Origin of the sequence: Clostridium acetobutylicum ATCC 824 (assembly GCF_000008765.1) — a bacterium.
GTDB classification, from domain to species: Bacteria; Bacillota; Clostridia; order Clostridiales; family Clostridiaceae; genus Clostridium_S; species Clostridium_S acetobutylicum.
Window position 1 is genome coordinate 2272933 of the sequence record NC_003030.1, and the last position, 17526, is coordinate 2290458.

Consider the following 17526-nt stretch of genomic DNA (forward strand, 5'->3'; position numbering starts at 1 on the left):
ATTATGCTCCTTCCTTATGTTAACAGTTCTCTCACCCTATCTACATTAGTTATACGTGTTTTCTTCAAGTCCTCCTCAACCATCATGTAAACAAGTTCCTCAAAATTCACTTTGCGCCTCCACCCAAGTTCCCTTTCAGCCATTGATGGATCTCCTAAAAGAAGTTCAACCTCAGTTGGCCTGAAATATCTAGGGTTTACATCCACAAGTGTTTTACCTGTTTTTAAGTCTATTCCCTTTTCCTCAATTCCCTGCCCAATCCATTTTATCTTTATTCCTGCAAATTTAAAGGCTTTTTCTACAAATTCACGTACAGTATGAGTTTCCCCTGTTGCAATTACATAATCTTTAGGTGTGTCTTTCTGAAGCATTAACCACATAGCTTCTACATAATCACCTGCATATCCCCAGTCACGTTTAGCATTTAAGTTTCCCAGTGAAACTTTATCTTGGTTTCCTTCTATAATATTTGCAATCGCCCTAGTTATCTTTCTTGTTACAAAAGTTTCTCCTCTTCTTGGGGATTCATGATTAAAAAGAACACCATTGCAAGCGAAAATACCATATGCTTCCCTATAATTTACAGTAATCCAATATGCATAAAGCTTAGCTGCTGCATACGGGCTTCTAGGATAAAATGGAGTTTTTTCACTTTGAGGCGCTGTTCCTGGCATTCCACCAAAAAGTTCTGATGTAGACGCTTGATAAAACTTACACTTAATTCCTAATTCCTTTATGGCATCTAAAAATCTTAAAGTCCCTACTGCATCAGTTTCTACTGTATACTCAGGAACCTCAAATGAAACTTGAACATGGCTTTGAGCAGCTAAATTGTATATTTCAGTTGGCTGAACCTTCTCTAATAGCCTGTTAATATTACTTGAATCTGTTAAATCTCCATGGTGAAGAAATAATAACTTATTACCTATCTTTGGATCTTCAAACAAATAATCTATTCTTTTGGTATTAAAAGAGCTGGCACGTCTTATTATCCCATGAACCTCATAACCCTTTTTTAATAAAAACTCTGTTAAATAAGACCCATCCTGCCCAGTTATTCCGGTTATAATAGCTTTTTTCAAATCAATTCCTCCTTAGTTAAGCTTTATAAATTTATTTATTTGCGTTAATATTATTTTCAAATTAGTATTTATTTATTATAAAATTTAAATTGCGTATTTTTTTCTGCATTTTAAAACTTTTTTCTTAGTTAGGACATTATGAATTTTATATATACGTTATTGCTACTAAAATTTATTTATATATCTCTTCTACATTTTCATAGACTGTAAAATAAATAATAAAAAAGCTGCTTATGACACCTTAATTTGTCATAAGCAGCTTCCTTATTATTTATTTTTTTGATTTTTATACTGACCTAACTTACCATTTAACATGTTTATTTTACTTTTAAAAACTGGATACCATGTGCTTTTCAGTAAATTATATGTATAATCATAATTACATGCATATTCTCTATCACTCTCAGACAATATTACATTAAAAAATCTATCAGTATATAATATATCCTTTTTATCTCTAATTAGTTTCTCAAATCTATCTTCAATTTTTTCAAGCTCAAGTATTTTATTTTCCAATATAGTTACGGTAATATACAGCCTGCATAACCTCATCAAATATTTTAAAATAAAATCTCTCTATTTTGATATGTTGAATCAGTAAAATTATTATCTGATATAAAAAGACTCCAGTTCTGATATGTTCGCCTGATAATTGATTCTATAGCATACTTTATACGCTTTCACCATTATACACATGCATACCAATAAAAATTTTATGTTCATCTTATTCCTTTCCATTATTGATATCCGTATATATATATTATAATTGCTATTTAACTTAGCTTTTTTCTTTTTAATATATAAATCTCTTACCTGTTACTTTGTGCTAAATATAAGAGGTTTGTTCTTTTCATAATCATAACATGTGAAAATATCATTGTTTATATTTATATCTGGAATCTTTTTTATTTCTACATATTATATCTATTATCCATGCACCCATATATAATATAGTATTTATGACTCAAGTTACTATATGAAACTTAAGCATAGCATGCTAATAAAAATATATTTCATTAGCATACCATAACAATAATTTGCTAGTTGTTAAACTCTAATATCGATATTATTTCCCCTATTAGGATCCATAGCTTCTATCATATCTGCCGTATTTTCTCCATTTTGTTTACAATTATTCATTGCCATTTTAAATACAGCAAGATTTGCAGCTTCATTTACCTTTTCATTACTATTAATTGTTGCCAAAAGCGCTATATCCATAAAATCCCTCCTTATACAATTTAATTATCGTTATAACATATTTTATCTTTATAATCAAATTGTTTCACATATGCTATAATCATATGTTTGAATTATTCGATAATATTAATAGTTTTGTACTTAGGAGGAGATTCAATGTATAAATGTTTAATTTGGGGAGTTAGTGATGAATACACTATGGCGTATGATAAACTGTTATTTGAAATATTAAAGAAAAATTTATCCATCGAAGCACTAATATCAAAGGATAAATACGCCGAATATATTGACGGAAAGAAGGTAATAGATAAAACAGAAATATCAAATTATCAATTTGACTACATAATAATCTTTAATAAGGAGAGATACTCAGATATTAAAAATGAGGCCCTTGAACTAGGTATACCAGAAAGAAAAATACTAAATGGTAAGGTTTTTTTTACTTCTAATTTTGATTTTAAAAGATACTGCAAATTAATCGAAAACCCTATTACTATTATTTCTAATAATTGTTGGGGTGGAAAAATAAGTAATCATCTAGGATTAAAGTTTAATTCACCATTCATTAATTTATTCTTAGAACTTGATGATTATATGAAATTTTTAGAGAATATGGATTATTACTTAGATCAAGAATTACAAGTTGACGATGAGGGAGATGTCTACTCATGTGATATACCCAAAGGCTCATTAGGCTCAGGTGATAACAAAATTATAATAAATTTTAATCATAATGCATCATTCGAAGAGGCAAAAAATGATTGGGAAAGAAGAAAAAAAAGAATAAATAGAAAAAATTTATTTATAAAAATGACTCTACCGGCAAATAATGAAGAACTCGTAAAAAGGTTTGATAATTTACCATATAAAAATAAAGTTTGTTTTTATCCTAGACCTATGAAGTATAAATCCATTGTATTCTGTCCTCGTTACATTTGGAAATGCAAAAATATGGCTAGAAAAACATCGAATTACGACTTAGTTTATTTTGTGATGGATACAAATTGGTTACAAAAATCATGTGATATTTTAAAAATGCTTTGTGGTGAAGATGATTTTATTCGTGAGAAATAAACTATTATATATGTAAACAAAAGTGGTATTGCACTAATCTTAGAGCAGCACCACTTTTTATATTAATGGAATAACTTTTTAATTCTATACTCTAACATCAATACTATTTACCCTATCTCGGGTTCATAGCTTCTATCATATCCTTCGTATTTTATATTTTCCTTATAATTACTCATTGCCATTTCAAATACAGCAAGATTTGCAACTTAATTTACCTTTACTTTCAAATCCTTTCACTGCACTTTCATATAAAATTTTAAGCTTTAATCTAAATAGTAATATTTTATTTCATTTAACGATTATATGTAAAATTATTCTATAGTATTCATAAGTTTATTTCACGTATACTATAATTATATATTAAATTTATTCGATAATATTAATAGTTTTGTAAGTAGGAGGAGATAAAATGTACAAATGCTTAATTTGGGGAGTTAATGATGAATACACATTGGCATACGACAAACTATTATTTGAAATATCAAAAGGAAATTTATCCATTGAAGCACTAATATCAAAAGATAAATACGCTAAATATATTGACGGAAAGGAAGTAATAGATAAAACAGAAATATCAAATTATGAATTTGACTATATAATAATATTCAATAAAGAAAGATACTCAGATATTAAAAATGAGGCTCTTGAACTAGGCATACCAGAAAGGAAAATATTAAACGGTAAGTTTTTTTTCATTTCTAATTTTGATTTTAAAAGATATTGCAAACTAATTGAAAACCCCATTACTATAATATCTGATGACTGTTGGGGAGGGCTTGTAAGCAGCTATTTAGGATTTAAATTTAATTCTCCTTTTATTAATTTTTATATACATAACGATGATTATATAAAATTTTTAGAAAATATGGATTACTATTTAGAACAAGAATTAAAGGTTGAGCAGGAAGGAAACGTATATTCATGTACTATGCCAAAAGGTTCTTTAGGCACAGGAGATAACAAAATTATATTAAACTTTAACCATCAAGCTTCATTTGCAGAGGCAAAAAACGATTGGGATGAAAGAAAAACTAGAATAAATAAAAAAAATCTATTCGTAAAAATGTTGATAAAAGACGATAATGAGAAACTTGTAAAAAGATTTGATAATTTACCATACAAAAATAAAGTTTGTTTTCATCCTAAGCCTATGAAATATAAATCAGTTGCATTTTTTCCTCGTTACATTTGGAGGTGCATAAATTATGCTGCGCGAACATCAAACAGTAATTTGGAACAATATACAATGGATATGAGTTGGTTAGAAAAATCGTGTGATATTTTAAAAATGCTTTGTGGTGAAGAAGATTTTATTCGCGAGAAATAAAATCTTATACATTTAAATAATCCATTTTTTACTTGTAATATAAAATCCACTGGTGAAACCAGTGGATTTTATATTTAGACTCTATTAAACTGTGTACCTACACCATATCTAGTATTTTCTCAACTATTCTTTGAGTTCCCATGCCATCAATAATCGATTGAGAAGTCATGGAAACATTTTTTCTTCTATTATAATCATTACTTAAACTATTTATTTCTTCTAGTACCTTTTCTCTTGTTAATTCATTGTGCCAACCAAGATTTTTTATTATCTTAAGAGCATCAAATTTTTCTGCTGCCTTGCTTTGATTTTCAGCTACCGTAATCGAAAGAGACGGAACACCTACGCTACAAAGCTCATATAGTGTACTTCCTGCAGCTGATATACATGCATCACATTTTTTCATTAATTCCTTCATATTTGCATTATAATAAAAATTTATATTTTTTAACTCCTCATAGGTTTTTAATTTCTCTACATAAATGTCATCAAAAGAGGAACCAACAACTACATGAAAATTGTAATTTTCCTGTTTCAAATAATAAAGGAGCTTAAGCGTCAACAAAAATGGATCTGCACCTCCGGTTGTAATCATTACATCACGAACTTTTCTTCTTATTATTTTTGCTCCTAAATCTTTAAATTCATCTCTCAGCATTACGTATCTACACCCTAAAAGAAGTGACTTATTACCTGCTGCATCATACTTTAAATTATCAGCATTTATATTTTGATTTATAATCATGTCAACATCTTTAAAATCGTAAAGGCACATATCATCTATGTATATGGTCTTATGAAACATTTCACTAGTTTTTTTAAAATATTCTTCATTTACATCATAACTGTCCGTTATTAATATATCGCCTTTAATTTCGTATAAATCTTCCACCATATTATTTTCTCTTACAATCTTTACCTTAAATCCACTGGATAAAATTTTGTGGATACCCTTTGCATATTTTCCATTAACACTAGTCTTCCTGTCCTCATTTTCAGTTTTACAAACATATATAACCTCAAAATATTTATTAAGTTCTCTTGCTAAGGTAAGGGTTCTCATAATATGACCCATACCTATATCCCTGCCTCCATCGGCTCTGATTAAAATCCTCAATTATACCACACCTTTTTAATTATTATTCTAGTAAGTTCCAGTCCAAAGGTGTACCCTTTTTAACATCTACTCTGGCCTTTTTCCCAATTACCTCTTCTATATACTTTGTTTTTAATCCAAATGCTGGTCTTATACTCTTAACATTTTCTTTTGTAAATGTCTCGCCTTTTTTTATATCTTTTACAACAAACAAAGACCTTGAATGTTGTCTGCTGTTTTTTTGTTTTTCTGTAAGTTCATATGTGACTTTTCCTAAAGCCTTTTCTACTTCCCTTATGCTTTTAACCATGGCTGAAAACTCTTCTGGCTCCATTGAGAAAGCAGAATCTGGTCCTCCATCACTTCTTTTAAGTGTAAAATGCTTTTCTATTACAGTTGCTCCTAATGCAACAGCTGCTGTAGCAACAGAATATCCCATAGTATGATCAGATAATCCTACGCTGCAGTTAAATGCTTCTCTCATATTGGGAATAGTCTTAAGATTAATATCCTCTAACGGAGATGGGTATGAGCTGCTGCACTTTAGCAGTATAACATTTTCATTTCCTTGCCTTCTGCAGGCGGCCACAGCTTCGTAAATTTCCCCCATTTCTGCAATTCCTGTTGACATTATAACAGGTTTACCCTTTGAAGCTATATATTCAATAAACGGTATATCCGTAAGCTCAAATGAAGCTACCTTGTAAGCTGGCACCTCCATTTTTTCTAAAAAATCTACAGAAGTATTATCAAAAGGAGATGAAAAACATATAAGTCCCTCTTCTTCAGCTATCTCTTTTAACTTAGGTTGCCACTGCCATGGTGTATATGCCTCTTCATAAAGTTTGTGAAGGGTTGTACCGTCCCATATGGTTCCCTGCTTTATTTGAAAATACTCATTATCTGAATCAAATGTTATAGTATCAGGTGTATAGGTTTGAAGCTTTATAGCATCTGCTCCTGACCTTTTAGCTGCTTTTATTATTTCTACCGCTCTATCAAAATCCTGATTATGATTTGCAGACATTTCTGCTATTATAAAAGTTCTTTGTCCTTCACCTATTTTTTTTCCTCCAATGTCTATGACTTTATTCATTTTTTCCCTCCTTTAGCTTTTAAAAAAACAGCTTACTATTTTCTATAATTTCTAAGTTTCTTTTAAGTTCTGCTTGTGTATCTAAAAGCATGTTTGCTCTATTTTTTGCTTTTTCAGACATGAGCTTATAGTAATTTTTATCTTTTATGAATTTTACTAAATTATCGGCCATTTCTTTTAAATTTGAAGAGCAAAATTCTTCTCCTGCGCACACAGCGGTGTCTCCATAGTTTAACGAAATCACTGGAAGTCCCTTATACATAGCCTCCGCTGCCGATGTTTGTCCGCCTACCCTTGGTGGATTTACATATAAATCACATACTTCGCACACAGCAAGCATATCTTCTTGAAAGCCTAAAAATGTAGAGTGCTTAGAAAACAACTGATTTCTTTTGATAATTTCATAATACTTACTGAAATATCCTGCAAACACAAAATGTCCTCCATAATTAACTGCATCTTTTAAAGCGTCAATAAACTCTTCAGTAATCTCTAAATCCAATCTTACTCCTACAATTAAAATTAGAAATTTATCCTGTGGAAGCTTCAAATCTTCTCTAGTATAATGTTTACTTTGCTCTTTAAATGCAAATGTAAAATTACTTTCTATAGCATGCTCATTAGTTTTACCAAGCACCTTTAAAAGATTTATATCCTCTTCAGTTTTCCTTTTTCCCATTAATGCGAACTGTGATTCAGTTATTGGTATCCCCATCACTGTTGCTTCAGTTATTACAGGAACTATTTTGCTGCATAAATCAGATATTATGTTTCCTCCTCCTATATTTAAAATAAAATACGGCTTTTCTTTATTTACAAAATCTATTATATTTATAATTTCGTTCAAATCTGGCATTATGCCCCTACATTGATAAAACTTCATTTTACAGTCTTTATACTGAAATTCCTTATCACCATCATACTCATTTAATATATTAGGTGGGCTTATATCATAGAACGGAATAACACCTTTATAAGTAAGCATATCCTTAGTATTTATTAGTATAGCTCTTTTATTCATTGATTTTATTAATGTATAGCATCTGTCCAACGCCGTTTTTGTTGGTCCATGCCCTAAAGAAAGAAATTGTGAAACCGTAACTATTACAAAATCTTTATTTCTCTCATTTTTATAAATGCGTTTTAGCTTATAAGGAATTATTTCTTTAAATCCCCTTAAAATATTGCTATATAATTTTCTTAATAAAATTGATGTAGTACTATCCCCTTTACTTTCATTTAAAAACTCAAGCCTAATAAGTTGATAAAAAATAAAATATTTTTCGTTACAAGAAAGCTTTCTACTATTAATAGCGCATTTCAATATATTATTTATATAGGTATTACTTCTATTCATTCTCATTATAATTGAATTAGCAAAAATGTAAACATATTCATCAAAGGATACTGTTAGACTTTCTAATTGCTTTATATAGAACTTTTTTTGAAAGTGTTTAAGCTTAAAATACTCATCTTTTATATCAGTCGCAAGCTTAAAAAAAGCCTCATAGTTTTCCATAAAACATTTTGTTGACTTCGATATATTTTTTAAAGCTTCTATAAATTTATCCAAAGCAAAATTGCTATTTATAAATATAGTATTATAGTAATTAATTTTTTCATTTTTACTGCCATTATCTAACCTTATTATGTTCTTCTCTCCATCATAGGGTTCAAACATATAGTACTTATCCTTGAAATAGTAATATCTTTGGAATTTATCTTCTTTGGCCTCTATTAATATTTCTTTTGTATCCTCTAATTTTTTTACATTTTCTCCACAAATATCATCAATAAATGGATTTTCATTAGAAGTTATGAAAATATTTTTTGAAATTTTATAATCTATTTTTTTATTTATAAGCAGATTTAAATATATCTCATCTAATTGAACATTATAACGAGCTTCACTGCTTTCATAATATATAAAATTAGAGAAAACCCTATTATATAATTTATATGTTAAAATAAAAAGTTCTTTTATATTGGATAAAAAATAAAACCTGTTTTCTTCAATATCATCTTCAAAGAAAACATCCATAACATTTAAAACATTATGAGGTTTTATACTATTTTCATTTATACCATTGAAAACATGTATCTCAAAACCATCCTTTTCAAAACTCTGAATACAAGCATTAAACTTTTCATCCTTTGTTTCTTCAATAAAACACAATAATATATTTTTCATAATATTAAACACTGCCAAGCAGCATTGTTTTCAACTCCCCTATTTTTCAAACATATACAGCATCATCGTACCTTAACATGGTTAACTCCTCAAAATCATCTAGCGGCTCTACCTTTAAATCATTACTAATATCTTTTAAATATCTTCCATAATCTCCTCCTGCTTTAAAGGAAAGCGGTACTCCTCCTCCAAAACGAGGATTTATTTCTATAAAATATATCTCCCCTAGATTATCCACAATACATTGTATAGTAAGTGGTCCAATTAAATTTTCCCCATTTCTTGAAGCTGTGTTTTGGAGCTTACTGCATAAATCCTTAACTGCTTCTATAATTTTTTCATTCTTTACCGTTCTACTTTTAGAAACTTCACCTGAACGTACTTCTAACCTTTCTCTTGGTATTGCAAATATAACATTTCCTTTAAGATCACAAAGGGTATCTATAGTATATTCCTTCCCTTCTATAAACTGCTGAACTACAGGATTTTCAACGTATTCAAGGAAAAATTCCAGCTGCCTTTTATTGTTAACCTTAAATACACTGCTGCTGCCCATACCATCAAATGGTTTTACAATAAGTGGATATTCTATTACACTTGGAATTTCATCTCTTAAATATGTGATAGGACACTTTACTTGATTTTCTTTAAAAAATTCATAGGATTTCCACTTATCGTTGCAAATCTCAATTATAGTTTTTCCGCTTAATAGAAGCTCTGTGCCAACTTTTTTAAGCTCCTGTCTATATGAACAAAGATCTAGAAATTCCCTTTCAAAAAGAGGAATAAGAAAATCTATATTTTCATTTCTGCATATTCTTATAATATCTTCAATATATCCCGGCTCGTTATATTTTTTTACCTTATAAAAACCATCCACAAATTTAGATGCCGGCGCTAAACTTGAAATATCACACCCATATATTTTTGCATTTTCTTTCAAACATTTTATAAGCTGTACTCTCTTTCCAACAGCTGTCAAAAGTATGTTCATTTCAAACTCTCCTATTTAAACTTCTTTTTGTTTTATATCATTATTAATTTGTGCTATTTCACTATTTCTATCAAGGTAATTAATTACATTTTTTGAAGAAACAAATTCATCGTTAAAATGCTCGTATATATTTTTAACTAACTCAAAGTCCTCTTTAGTATCAACACAAAGTCTATAATCCTTTGAATAAAACTCGTCTCCTTTTACGTAACCAACCTTAAATTCATTAGGATGCTTATACATATAAAGCGTTACATGTTCTTTATACATGTCTGCCTCTTCTTTTGGAATTTTCCCTCCATTTATTAAGCTATTTACTGTTTTAAGTGCCTTCATTGAAAAGATTTCAACATCAAAGCCCCTTACAAAGGTATTAGGAACATCTAACCTTACATAATCGTAATCACTGCTTAAAAACTTAGTCACTACATTATCAACTATTATAGGATCAATTAAAGGACAATCTCCTGTAACCCTTATTACTGCGTCCTCAATATTCGCTCCGTATTTTTCCGCTGCTTGTTCGTACCTTTTTAAAACATTTGCCTCTGAACCTTTAAATACATCATATCCATATTCTTCACAGCTTTCAACAAGAGGAGTTTCCCTTTCCATCGATGAAGTTGCAAGGACAATTTTATCTATGTATTTTGATTTCTTTAATCTATCAAGAGTATATATAACCATTGGCTTTTTTAAGATAGGTTTTATAACTTTTCCCTGAAGCCTTTCTGAACCCATTCTAGCTTGTACTATGCAAAAGATTTTTCCCATACTATCACCCTCTATATATTCTTAATTATATTAGGAAGCTCCAGCAGACTCTTAATAGAAGTATCTGCTTCATATCCCTTTTTAGCATTTAAACTCATATTGTCACCAAATTCTCTTATTATTCTTATAGTATATAACCCTACCTTCCTTGCACCTATAAAATCTTTGTTAGGATTATCACCAACATAAACAGCCTCTTTTGCCTCACATTTAAGAGCTTTTATTATTTCTTTAAAAGCAAACTCATTTGGCTTCCAGAACTCAAATCCAAAATCATCTGTTACTATTATTTTATCAAAGTAATTTTTGATTCCCAAACTATTTATTTTGTTCCACTGTACTGATGCCTTTCCATCTGTTATTATTCCCAGTTTATATTTATCTTTAAAACAATCTAATATTTCTTTAGCATCAGAGTAAACTGTAAGCCTTGACTTACTATTCCTATATATTTCAACTAGCCTTTCTACATCTTCATTAAATTTATACCTATCACAAATAATATTAAATATCTTTCCTCTTCCATATGCTTTTAATATATCTAATATTTCACTTAAAAGTTTATCTTTATCCATATTGTATTTATTTGAAATATAGGTTGCAACACACCTAAAACCTTCCTTTACAAAATCCATCTCGTTATATAAAGTATCATCTAAATCAAATACAACCGCCTTTATTATTTTAAACGCCTCCTACTTTTCTAATAATTCTATCAACCCTATATCTGTTGAAAATAGAAAGGCTACCTTTCGATTATCAATGGCTGGAGCTATTTCTGCTTTTTTGAAAAGAGTATATCCTATTTGTGACATTTCTTCAATAGACTTTTGTATGTCCTCAACTTCATAACATATATGATAAGGTGTACTTCCTTTTTTTATTGTTTTATTGATTGGTGAATCTTCTCCATCTGGAGCTACTAGTTCAACCCTGTACCCACCATTTATAACAAATTGTATATACACCTTTCTAACTTCATCTCTGACAACTTCGCTCTCTTCAACATATCCAAGTCTTTTAAACTTTTTAAGTGCCGAATCTATATTCTTTACAGCATACCCTATATGGTGTACTTTCACTCTAAAGCCTCCTACTTATAAGAATTTTTCTCAACAATGTTCATCATGTCTTTTAATCGAACTTCATAATTATGATATTTTTTTACCTTTTCATACCCGCTTTCAGCTATTCTCACTCTTTCATCTTCATGGCATATATAATATTTAATTATATCACTAAGGTCCTTAAAATCCCTGTATACAACCATGTCCTTACCATCTACAAAAAATTTTTCTAAATCCTTTTTATAGCTGCTTGCCATAAAACCTTTACTTCCCATAATATCAAATACTCTCATTGGAAGCCCTGACTCAAAACTAGATCTTATTAGGTTTATATTTACTTTTGAAAATTTAAATACAAGAGGCATTTCTAAGTAGTGCTCTGCATTTCCAATGTAAACTTTGTTATCATGAAATACTCTTCCCCACAATGAATCTCCATAAACCTTAAAATCAAATTTTTCGGAAATCACTTTTGCCATGCCTATTCTTTGAAGTTCATCAAATTTTCTAGACAATATAAAGTACATGAATCTTCTATCTGACATAAGCGGCATTTTTTCCTTACTAAAAAATTTTTTCAGTTTTTCTACTAAATCATCATTTAAATTTTCATCTATCTTATTCTGATTTAAACATTTTTTCTGTAAGTTAAAAATAGCATCTATCGTATTGAGCTCTTCATCTTTAAGATCATTTGCTATAGAATTAAATTCATTTTTCATTATGGTATTTCCAACAAAACTTGCATCACATGAGTATTTTAGAAAAGCATTATCATCTGCCTTTACATTATCAAGTCTATTTGTATTGGCCGCTTGAGGAAGATAATACGCATTCTTCACACCAAGATTCTTTATTTCAGAGATTATTCCCTCATCAAAATGAAACAGATAATTTACACTATTAAAAACTTCTTCCTTATAAAAACTATAATCAGGTATGTCTACTGTCCAGGATATATATTTTACACCTATACTGCTGCAAACATTTGACAGTGCTGATATAAAATTTATGGTAAAAACATAGTCAGGCAGATATTCTCTTATGAAGTTAAAAATCTCCTCAACTTTATATTCTCTAATATTTTTAAGTCTGATAACCTTGTATCCAAGCTTTTCAAATGCCTCCATACAATCTCTCGCTATAGTAACATGGTCAAAAACCATTATTTTCTTACTTTTTATGTCTCTATTTTTATTCTGTATAAAATTAAACACCTCATAATAAAATTCCTTATACAAATCAGTTACTTTATCATTATAAAAAATACAATAATTTTCTATTTTACAAATATCCTTATATTGTTCACCTATATACAGGTGTACATTCTCTTTATCTAAAATCTGATCTGTAGCTTTGTTTCTCATTGTTTCTTCAACAAAACTTTTTTCACATTCTATAACATATATTTCACCTGAATATGTATCTAAAATTTCCTTTAGCTCATACCCAAGACCTAATCCAAATATGATTAGACTATTACTATTGAAATTCTTTTTAATACTTACTTTCTCAGGAGAATATTTTGAATAAAGATATTTTGCTTTATTACTTTCCTCAATTTTGCAAGTAGTATTGCCATTTTTAGCCTTCTCAAAAATAATGTTCACAAAATCACCTCTATTAAAGAAGTCCACAGTTTTTCAAAAGTTGTCTTACTTCATCTAATGTAATAGGTTCAATACTAGAGGAATTATAGCTTCCAATTTCTGCTTTCTTATATTTACTATATTTAGACTTATAATCTGTTATATAAAAGCTTGATGGAATTACAACGTAAGAATGCCCTAAATCATACGCATTTACAGATTCTTCTCTTGTCATAAGTTCCTCGTAGCATCTTTCTCCTGCTCTCAAGCCTATTTCTTTTATTTTTATTCTTTCAGGATTTATATCCAATTTTCTTGAGGTTTCTTCTACTACAACCTTAGCCAAATCAATAAGCTTTATGACAGGCATTTTAAGTATGAAAACCTCTCCTCCAGTTGCCTCTTTTGCTGCTGTCATTATAAGCTTTACAGCTTGACTTAATGTCATCATAAATCTACTCATAGTAGGATCTGTTACTGTTATAACCGCATTCTCTTCAATTTGCTTTTTAAATAGGGGTATTACTGATCCTCTCGATCCCATTACATTACCAAATCTAACTGCAACAAACTTTGTTCTGACATTTCCCTTACTATAATTAGCTGCCTGCACTAATTTTTCAGCTAAAAGCTTAGTTGCTCCATAAGAATTAGTAGGATTTATTGCTTTATCTGAACTTGTGAAAACAACACACTCCACATTATGATATGTTGCTGCTTTTATAACATTCTCCATACCTGTTATATTAGTTCTTATAGCTTCTTCTGGATTATACTCGCAAGCTGGTACATGTTTCATAGCAGCAAGGTTAAATACCACATCAATGCCGTTCATTGCCCTCTCTACTCTATCATAATCTCTAACATCACCTATCAAAAATCTAAATTTTTCTGCAATCCCTCTAAATTCATTCTGCATTAAGAATTGTTTATACTCGTCTCTGCTAAATATTCTTATTACTTTTGGATTTTCTTTCAAAAGTTCATTGATAAGTCCATGCCCTATGGTTCCTGTTCCTCCAACTATTAATACATTTTTTCCTGTAAAGTATCCCATTTTCAATACCTCCTTTGTATTCTATACCAATTTCAGAAGTTCTACCCTATAAAGAGCGTCTGCAGCATATTTTATTCTCCTAAACTCCATGCCTGATTTATAGGCTATATCTAGTAATGAATTTTTTCCATCGCTCATATTTAATACCCAAAACATTGCAAATTCATCGAAAGGATAGTCGCTTCCTCCTCCAATCATTCTGTAAATCCCTCTCTTTCCGAGCTGAGGTTCACACTTTGGATTTAGATTTAAATATGTTCTATTATTTTCAATTGTATATATAACTTCAAGATAAGTTTTATAAGAATCTGCCAGCCCATCTTTATTCATATAACAAAGATTATCTGCTGATGTATGATATCCATCAAAGCCATAGCATGATCTCATTAAAGACCCTACTGGCAAATTTATTCCTGGAGATGAAAACTGCCTTTCATCACTTCCCCATGGAAAGAAATCTGCTACATAATACTCACTTCCACAATGCATTAAAACCTTCTCTACTATTTTATCTATTTCAGCATCACCAAATTTAGTTCTTTTATAATTTTTTATTCCAGCATCACCAACACAAGTTGCAACCAAACCCATCTTTATATTTTTAAGCTTATCTTCATTTCTGCTAAGCCATGTTATAGATCCTATAGTTTCTGGTGCAAACAAAAATCTATAGGAATATTTTGTCTTAAGCTTGCTTAAGGCTTTTGCTATAAAAGTAATAAGAGCAACACCACTTAGGTTATCATTGCACATAGATGGATGACAGGTATAGGTTGTTAATAGTATCTCTTCTTCCAGTTCACCTCTAATATAGTATTCACCATAGGTAAGACTTCCATCTTCAAGTGACGAATCTATTACCACCTCATAATCGTCATCACAAAGTTCATCAAATTTATTTTGTGTCAACGAAAAACCCCAATTTTCTTTATAATAAGATGTTAAATACGGTATTCTATCTTTATTGCCTGGAATAGTATGAAGATAAGGTTTAAGTTCATCAAGTGTCATAGTTTTATGTACCGGAACACTATAACTCATAACATGAAGATTATTTTCTTTAAAGTCAATTACCTTTTCCCCTTTGGAATTTCTTACATAAGCGTCTTTTATATTCCACTCCTTAGGTACCGTCCAATCAAACACTTTTGTTCCAGACTTTACTTCATGTATTTCTAAAGGTATATGCTTTCTTATAATATCCATAGTTTTTCTGACACCATTTCCAGTTATACTCCTGCATATTGGAAAAAGTTCTTCTATAAGATTATATATTTCTCCTCCAGTCTCACTACTGTTTTGTATATACTTATTTATTTCTTCCATGTTAAACCACTCCCGGTCATTTTATAAATTCAATAGTATCTTCTATAATTTTTAAATCTTCCATCAATTCTTCAGATAATTTGCTATAGTCTTTTTTGTTTTCATCTCCTATTTCACACACATAATTTAAAAGGAAATGCTTTTCAATATAACTTCTAATTTTCTCATATCCTTTATCTTCTTTATTGATATCTTTTATGCTTTCAATTATTTTTTCGCCTTCTTTAAGTGTATTCTTTAACTCTTTTATTACACCACTTACCTTAACATTATTACTTTTTAAAAATACACTTGATATATCTTTATTTAAAATTGATTTACAGTGATTATGAAGAACTTTTTTTAACTCCCCTATTTTTGTTCCTTCTATGTATGCCCCGCCTTCTGTACAATTTATGTATTCTCTATCACTATAAATTTTTATCATCTCTTCCATGGTCTTTCTATACATATTTAGAACACTATCCGTTTTAACCATTTCCCCAAATACATCTTTAACATACATTTCATTCTCTAACTCTTCACTGCTCTCTATTTCACTTTCTAAGCTAGCTATACCTGCATGAGTTTTATCATTTGTATATGCAAAATCCTGACCTATCATTATTATTGGATTACAACCAAGTTTAACTGCAAGGCCTAAACAATTATGAGCAACCGAACCTCCATGGTCAAGTGCTCCAACATCAGTTCCAAGTAACCTCTTTAAATTTTCATCATAAGAATTTATTATCTTATTTCCTTTGTGATTTTCTACTACCCTCCAATTTGTTTTTTCAAAATATACAAGAGGAAATCTGCTGTAGTCATAATCTTTAATCTGCTGATAGGCTATATCCGCTGGATCTATAATGCATACAAAATCTGGTGATATACCAAGTTCTAATAAAGGCTTTAATGTTCTTCCTCCAGAAATTATTACGCATTTATTTTGGTACTCTTTCAAATAAGATATATTTTTCTCAAGGGATGGTCCAGCCGATACAATTACAGCAGGAAGACCTTTAAATAAATTATTTAAATAGTATACTGGAGTACTTTTGACTATGTATCTTAAATTTTTAACATAACATTGAAACCACAACTTAGAAAACTTTTCATTAGTGCCCTTATTACTTAAAGATATGTCTATATAATGCTGAAGTATTTCGGTACAATATTTTAGTTCATCACCGTAAATTCTATTGTAATTTGGGAATACAATATAATTTATTTCACTCACTTCGTTTTCCTTTAATATGCTGGATAGACTCACAAAAAATTCATCCTTCAATAAAGGACATAAGTAAAATCTTTTATCGTTTACTATTTCATTAAAATATTCTGTAAATGTAAAAGCCTTTATAGTATTGAAATCTGGTTCAATTACTACAATCTTCTTTAATTTATTATTCATATGTAAAATATGTTTTATGTACTCTCCAGAACCAAGACCAAAAATAACTGCTATGTCTTTGTGACCATCTTCTATTTTGTTAAATATATCTTCTATGTCACGAGAAGCATTATATTTGCTTCCCATATACATACTTTTTCCATCCTTAATTACTTTTAATACATTTTTGTTGTCTTTACTTTTCTCTATAACATAATTTACTTCTAAATTTTCTTTTTTTGATTTTTCTATAGAATTTTTTGTAATCTCATTCATTG

The 17526-nt window shown here is 29.6% G+C and carries 16 protein-coding genes; 2 read left to right on the top strand and 14 right to left on the bottom strand.

Annotation, left to right across the window (positions count from 1 at the left end):
- Positions 1-14: 14 nt before the first annotated feature.
- The 3 genes from gmd to CA_RS11225 all read right to left on the bottom strand — a co-directional run bounded on the left by gmd (position 15) and on the right by CA_RS11225 (position 2303).
- Positions 15-1082 (bottom strand): GDP-mannose 4,6-dehydratase, encoded by a 1068-nt coding sequence (gene gmd / locus CA_RS11215; RefSeq protein ID WP_010965479.1) that lies wholly within the window; start codon positions 1080-1082, stop codon positions 15-17.
- Positions 1083-1349: 267 nt separating this feature from the next.
- Positions 1350-1598: a hypothetical protein gene (locus tag CA_RS11220; RefSeq protein ID WP_241393084.1), complete on the bottom strand. Its 249-nt coding sequence runs from the start codon at positions 1596-1598 to the stop codon at positions 1350-1352.
- Positions 1599-2129: 531 nt separating this feature from the next.
- Complete coding sequence (locus CA_RS11225) at positions 2130-2303, bottom strand: YjfB family protein (RefSeq protein WP_010965482.1); 174 nt, start codon at positions 2301-2303, stop codon at positions 2130-2132.
- Positions 2304-2438: 135 nt separating this feature from the next.
- Here CA_RS11225 and CA_RS11230 point away from each other — a divergent pair, with 135 nt between their 5' ends.
- A complete protein-coding gene (locus tag CA_RS11230; RefSeq protein ID WP_010965483.1) occupies positions 2439-3356 on the top strand; it encodes a DUF1919 domain-containing protein in 918 nt (305 codons plus the stop codon).
- Positions 3357-3765: 409 nt separating this feature from the next.
- Positions 3766-4683 (top strand): DUF1919 domain-containing protein, encoded by a 918-nt coding sequence (locus CA_RS11235; RefSeq protein ID WP_010965484.1) that lies wholly within the window; start codon positions 3766-3768, stop codon positions 4681-4683.
- Between the two features lie 97 nt (positions 4684-4780).
- Here the strand turns inward: CA_RS11235 and pseG are convergent, their stop codons facing one another.
- The 11 genes from pseG to CA_RS11290 are packed head-to-tail and all read right to left on the bottom strand — an operon-like array spanning position 4781 to position 17524.
- Positions 4781-5800 (bottom strand): UDP-2,4-diacetamido-2,4,6-trideoxy-beta-L-altropyranose hydrolase, encoded by a 1020-nt coding sequence (pseG, locus tag CA_RS11240; RefSeq protein ID WP_010965485.1) that lies wholly within the window; start codon positions 5798-5800, stop codon positions 4781-4783.
- Between the two features lie 22 nt (positions 5801-5822).
- On the bottom strand, positions 5823-6875 hold the full coding sequence (gene pseI, locus CA_RS11245) for a pseudaminic acid synthase (RefSeq protein ID WP_010965486.1): 1053 nt from the start codon (positions 6873-6875) through the stop codon (positions 5823-5825).
- 19 nt (positions 6876-6894) lie between these two features.
- On the bottom strand, positions 6895-9066 hold the full coding sequence (locus CA_RS11250; protein WP_014518963.1) for a glycosyltransferase: 2172 nt from the start codon (positions 9064-9066) through the stop codon (positions 6895-6897).
- A gap of 46 nt (positions 9067-9112) precedes the next feature.
- Positions 9113-10060, bottom strand: a complete 948-nt coding sequence (locus tag CA_RS11255; RefSeq protein ID WP_010965488.1) for an ATP-grasp domain-containing protein — start codon at positions 10058-10060, stop codon at positions 9113-9115.
- A gap of 15 nt (positions 10061-10075) precedes the next feature.
- Positions 10076-10834 (bottom strand): cytidylyltransferase domain-containing protein, encoded by a 759-nt coding sequence (locus tag CA_RS11260; RefSeq protein ID WP_010965489.1) that lies wholly within the window; start codon positions 10832-10834, stop codon positions 10076-10078.
- Positions 10835-10845: 11 nt separating this feature from the next.
- A complete protein-coding gene (locus CA_RS11265; RefSeq protein ID WP_024026199.1) occupies positions 10846-11517 on the bottom strand; it encodes an HAD family hydrolase in 672 nt (223 codons plus the stop codon).
- 12 nt (positions 11518-11529) lie between these two features.
- Complete coding sequence (locus CA_RS11270) at positions 11530-11916, bottom strand: VOC family protein (RefSeq protein ID WP_010965490.1); 387 nt, start codon at positions 11914-11916, stop codon at positions 11530-11532.
- Between the two features lie 11 nt (positions 11917-11927).
- Entirely contained in the window at positions 11928-13511 is a 1584-nt protein-coding gene (locus CA_RS11275; RefSeq protein WP_010965491.1) for a CgeB family protein, read from the bottom strand.
- A 13-nt stretch (positions 13512-13524) separates the two neighbouring features.
- Complete coding sequence (locus tag CA_RS11280; RefSeq protein ID WP_010965492.1) at positions 13525-14547, bottom strand: UDP-N-acetylglucosamine 4,6-dehydratase family protein; 1023 nt, start codon at positions 14545-14547, stop codon at positions 13525-13527.
- 21 nt (positions 14548-14568) lie between these two features.
- Complete coding sequence (locus CA_RS11285) at positions 14569-15873, bottom strand: DUF4910 domain-containing protein (RefSeq protein ID WP_010965493.1); 1305 nt, start codon at positions 15871-15873, stop codon at positions 14569-14571.
- Between the two features lie 16 nt (positions 15874-15889).
- Positions 15890-17524, bottom strand: coding sequence for a motility associated factor glycosyltransferase family protein (locus CA_RS11290; RefSeq protein ID WP_010965494.1), 1635 nt, complete (start codon positions 17522-17524; stop codon positions 15890-15892).
- Positions 17525-17526 lie beyond the last annotated feature (2 nt).

Excerpts from the sequence above, each read along its gene's own strand:
- CA_RS11260 (WP_010965489.1), bottom strand. The coding sequence starts at position 10,834 with ATGGGAAAAATCTTTTGCATAGTACAAGCTAGAATGGGTTCAGAAAGG.
- pseI (WP_010965486.1), bottom strand. The coding sequence starts at position 6,875 with ATGAATAAAGTCATAGACATTGGAGGAAAAAAAATAGGTGAAGGACAA.
- CA_RS11250 (WP_014518963.1), bottom strand. The coding sequence starts at position 9,066 with ATGAAAAATATATTATTGTGTTTTATTGAAGAAACAAAGGATGAAAAG.
- CA_RS11255 (WP_010965488.1), bottom strand. The coding sequence starts at position 10,060 with ATGAACATACTTTTGACAGCTGTTGGAAAGAGAGTACAGCTTATAAAA.
- CA_RS11285 (WP_010965493.1), bottom strand. The coding sequence starts at position 15,873 with ATGGAAGAAATAAATAAGTATATACAAAACAGTAGTGAGACTGGAGGA.
- CA_RS11230 (WP_010965483.1), top strand. The coding sequence starts at position 2,439 with ATGTATAAATGTTTAATTTGGGGAGTTAGTGATGAATACACTATGGCG.
- CA_RS11225 (WP_010965482.1), bottom strand. The coding sequence starts at position 2,303 with ATGGATATAGCGCTTTTGGCAACAATTAATAGTAATGAAAAGGTAAAT.
- CA_RS11290 (WP_010965494.1), bottom strand. The coding sequence starts at position 17,524 with ATGAATGAGATTACAAAAAATTCTATAGAAAAATCAAAAAAAGAAAAT.
- CA_RS11235 (WP_010965484.1), top strand. The coding sequence starts at position 3,766 with ATGTACAAATGCTTAATTTGGGGAGTTAATGATGAATACACATTGGCA.
- CA_RS11280 (WP_010965492.1), bottom strand. The coding sequence starts at position 14,547 with ATGGGATACTTTACAGGAAAAAATGTATTAATAGTTGGAGGAACAGGA.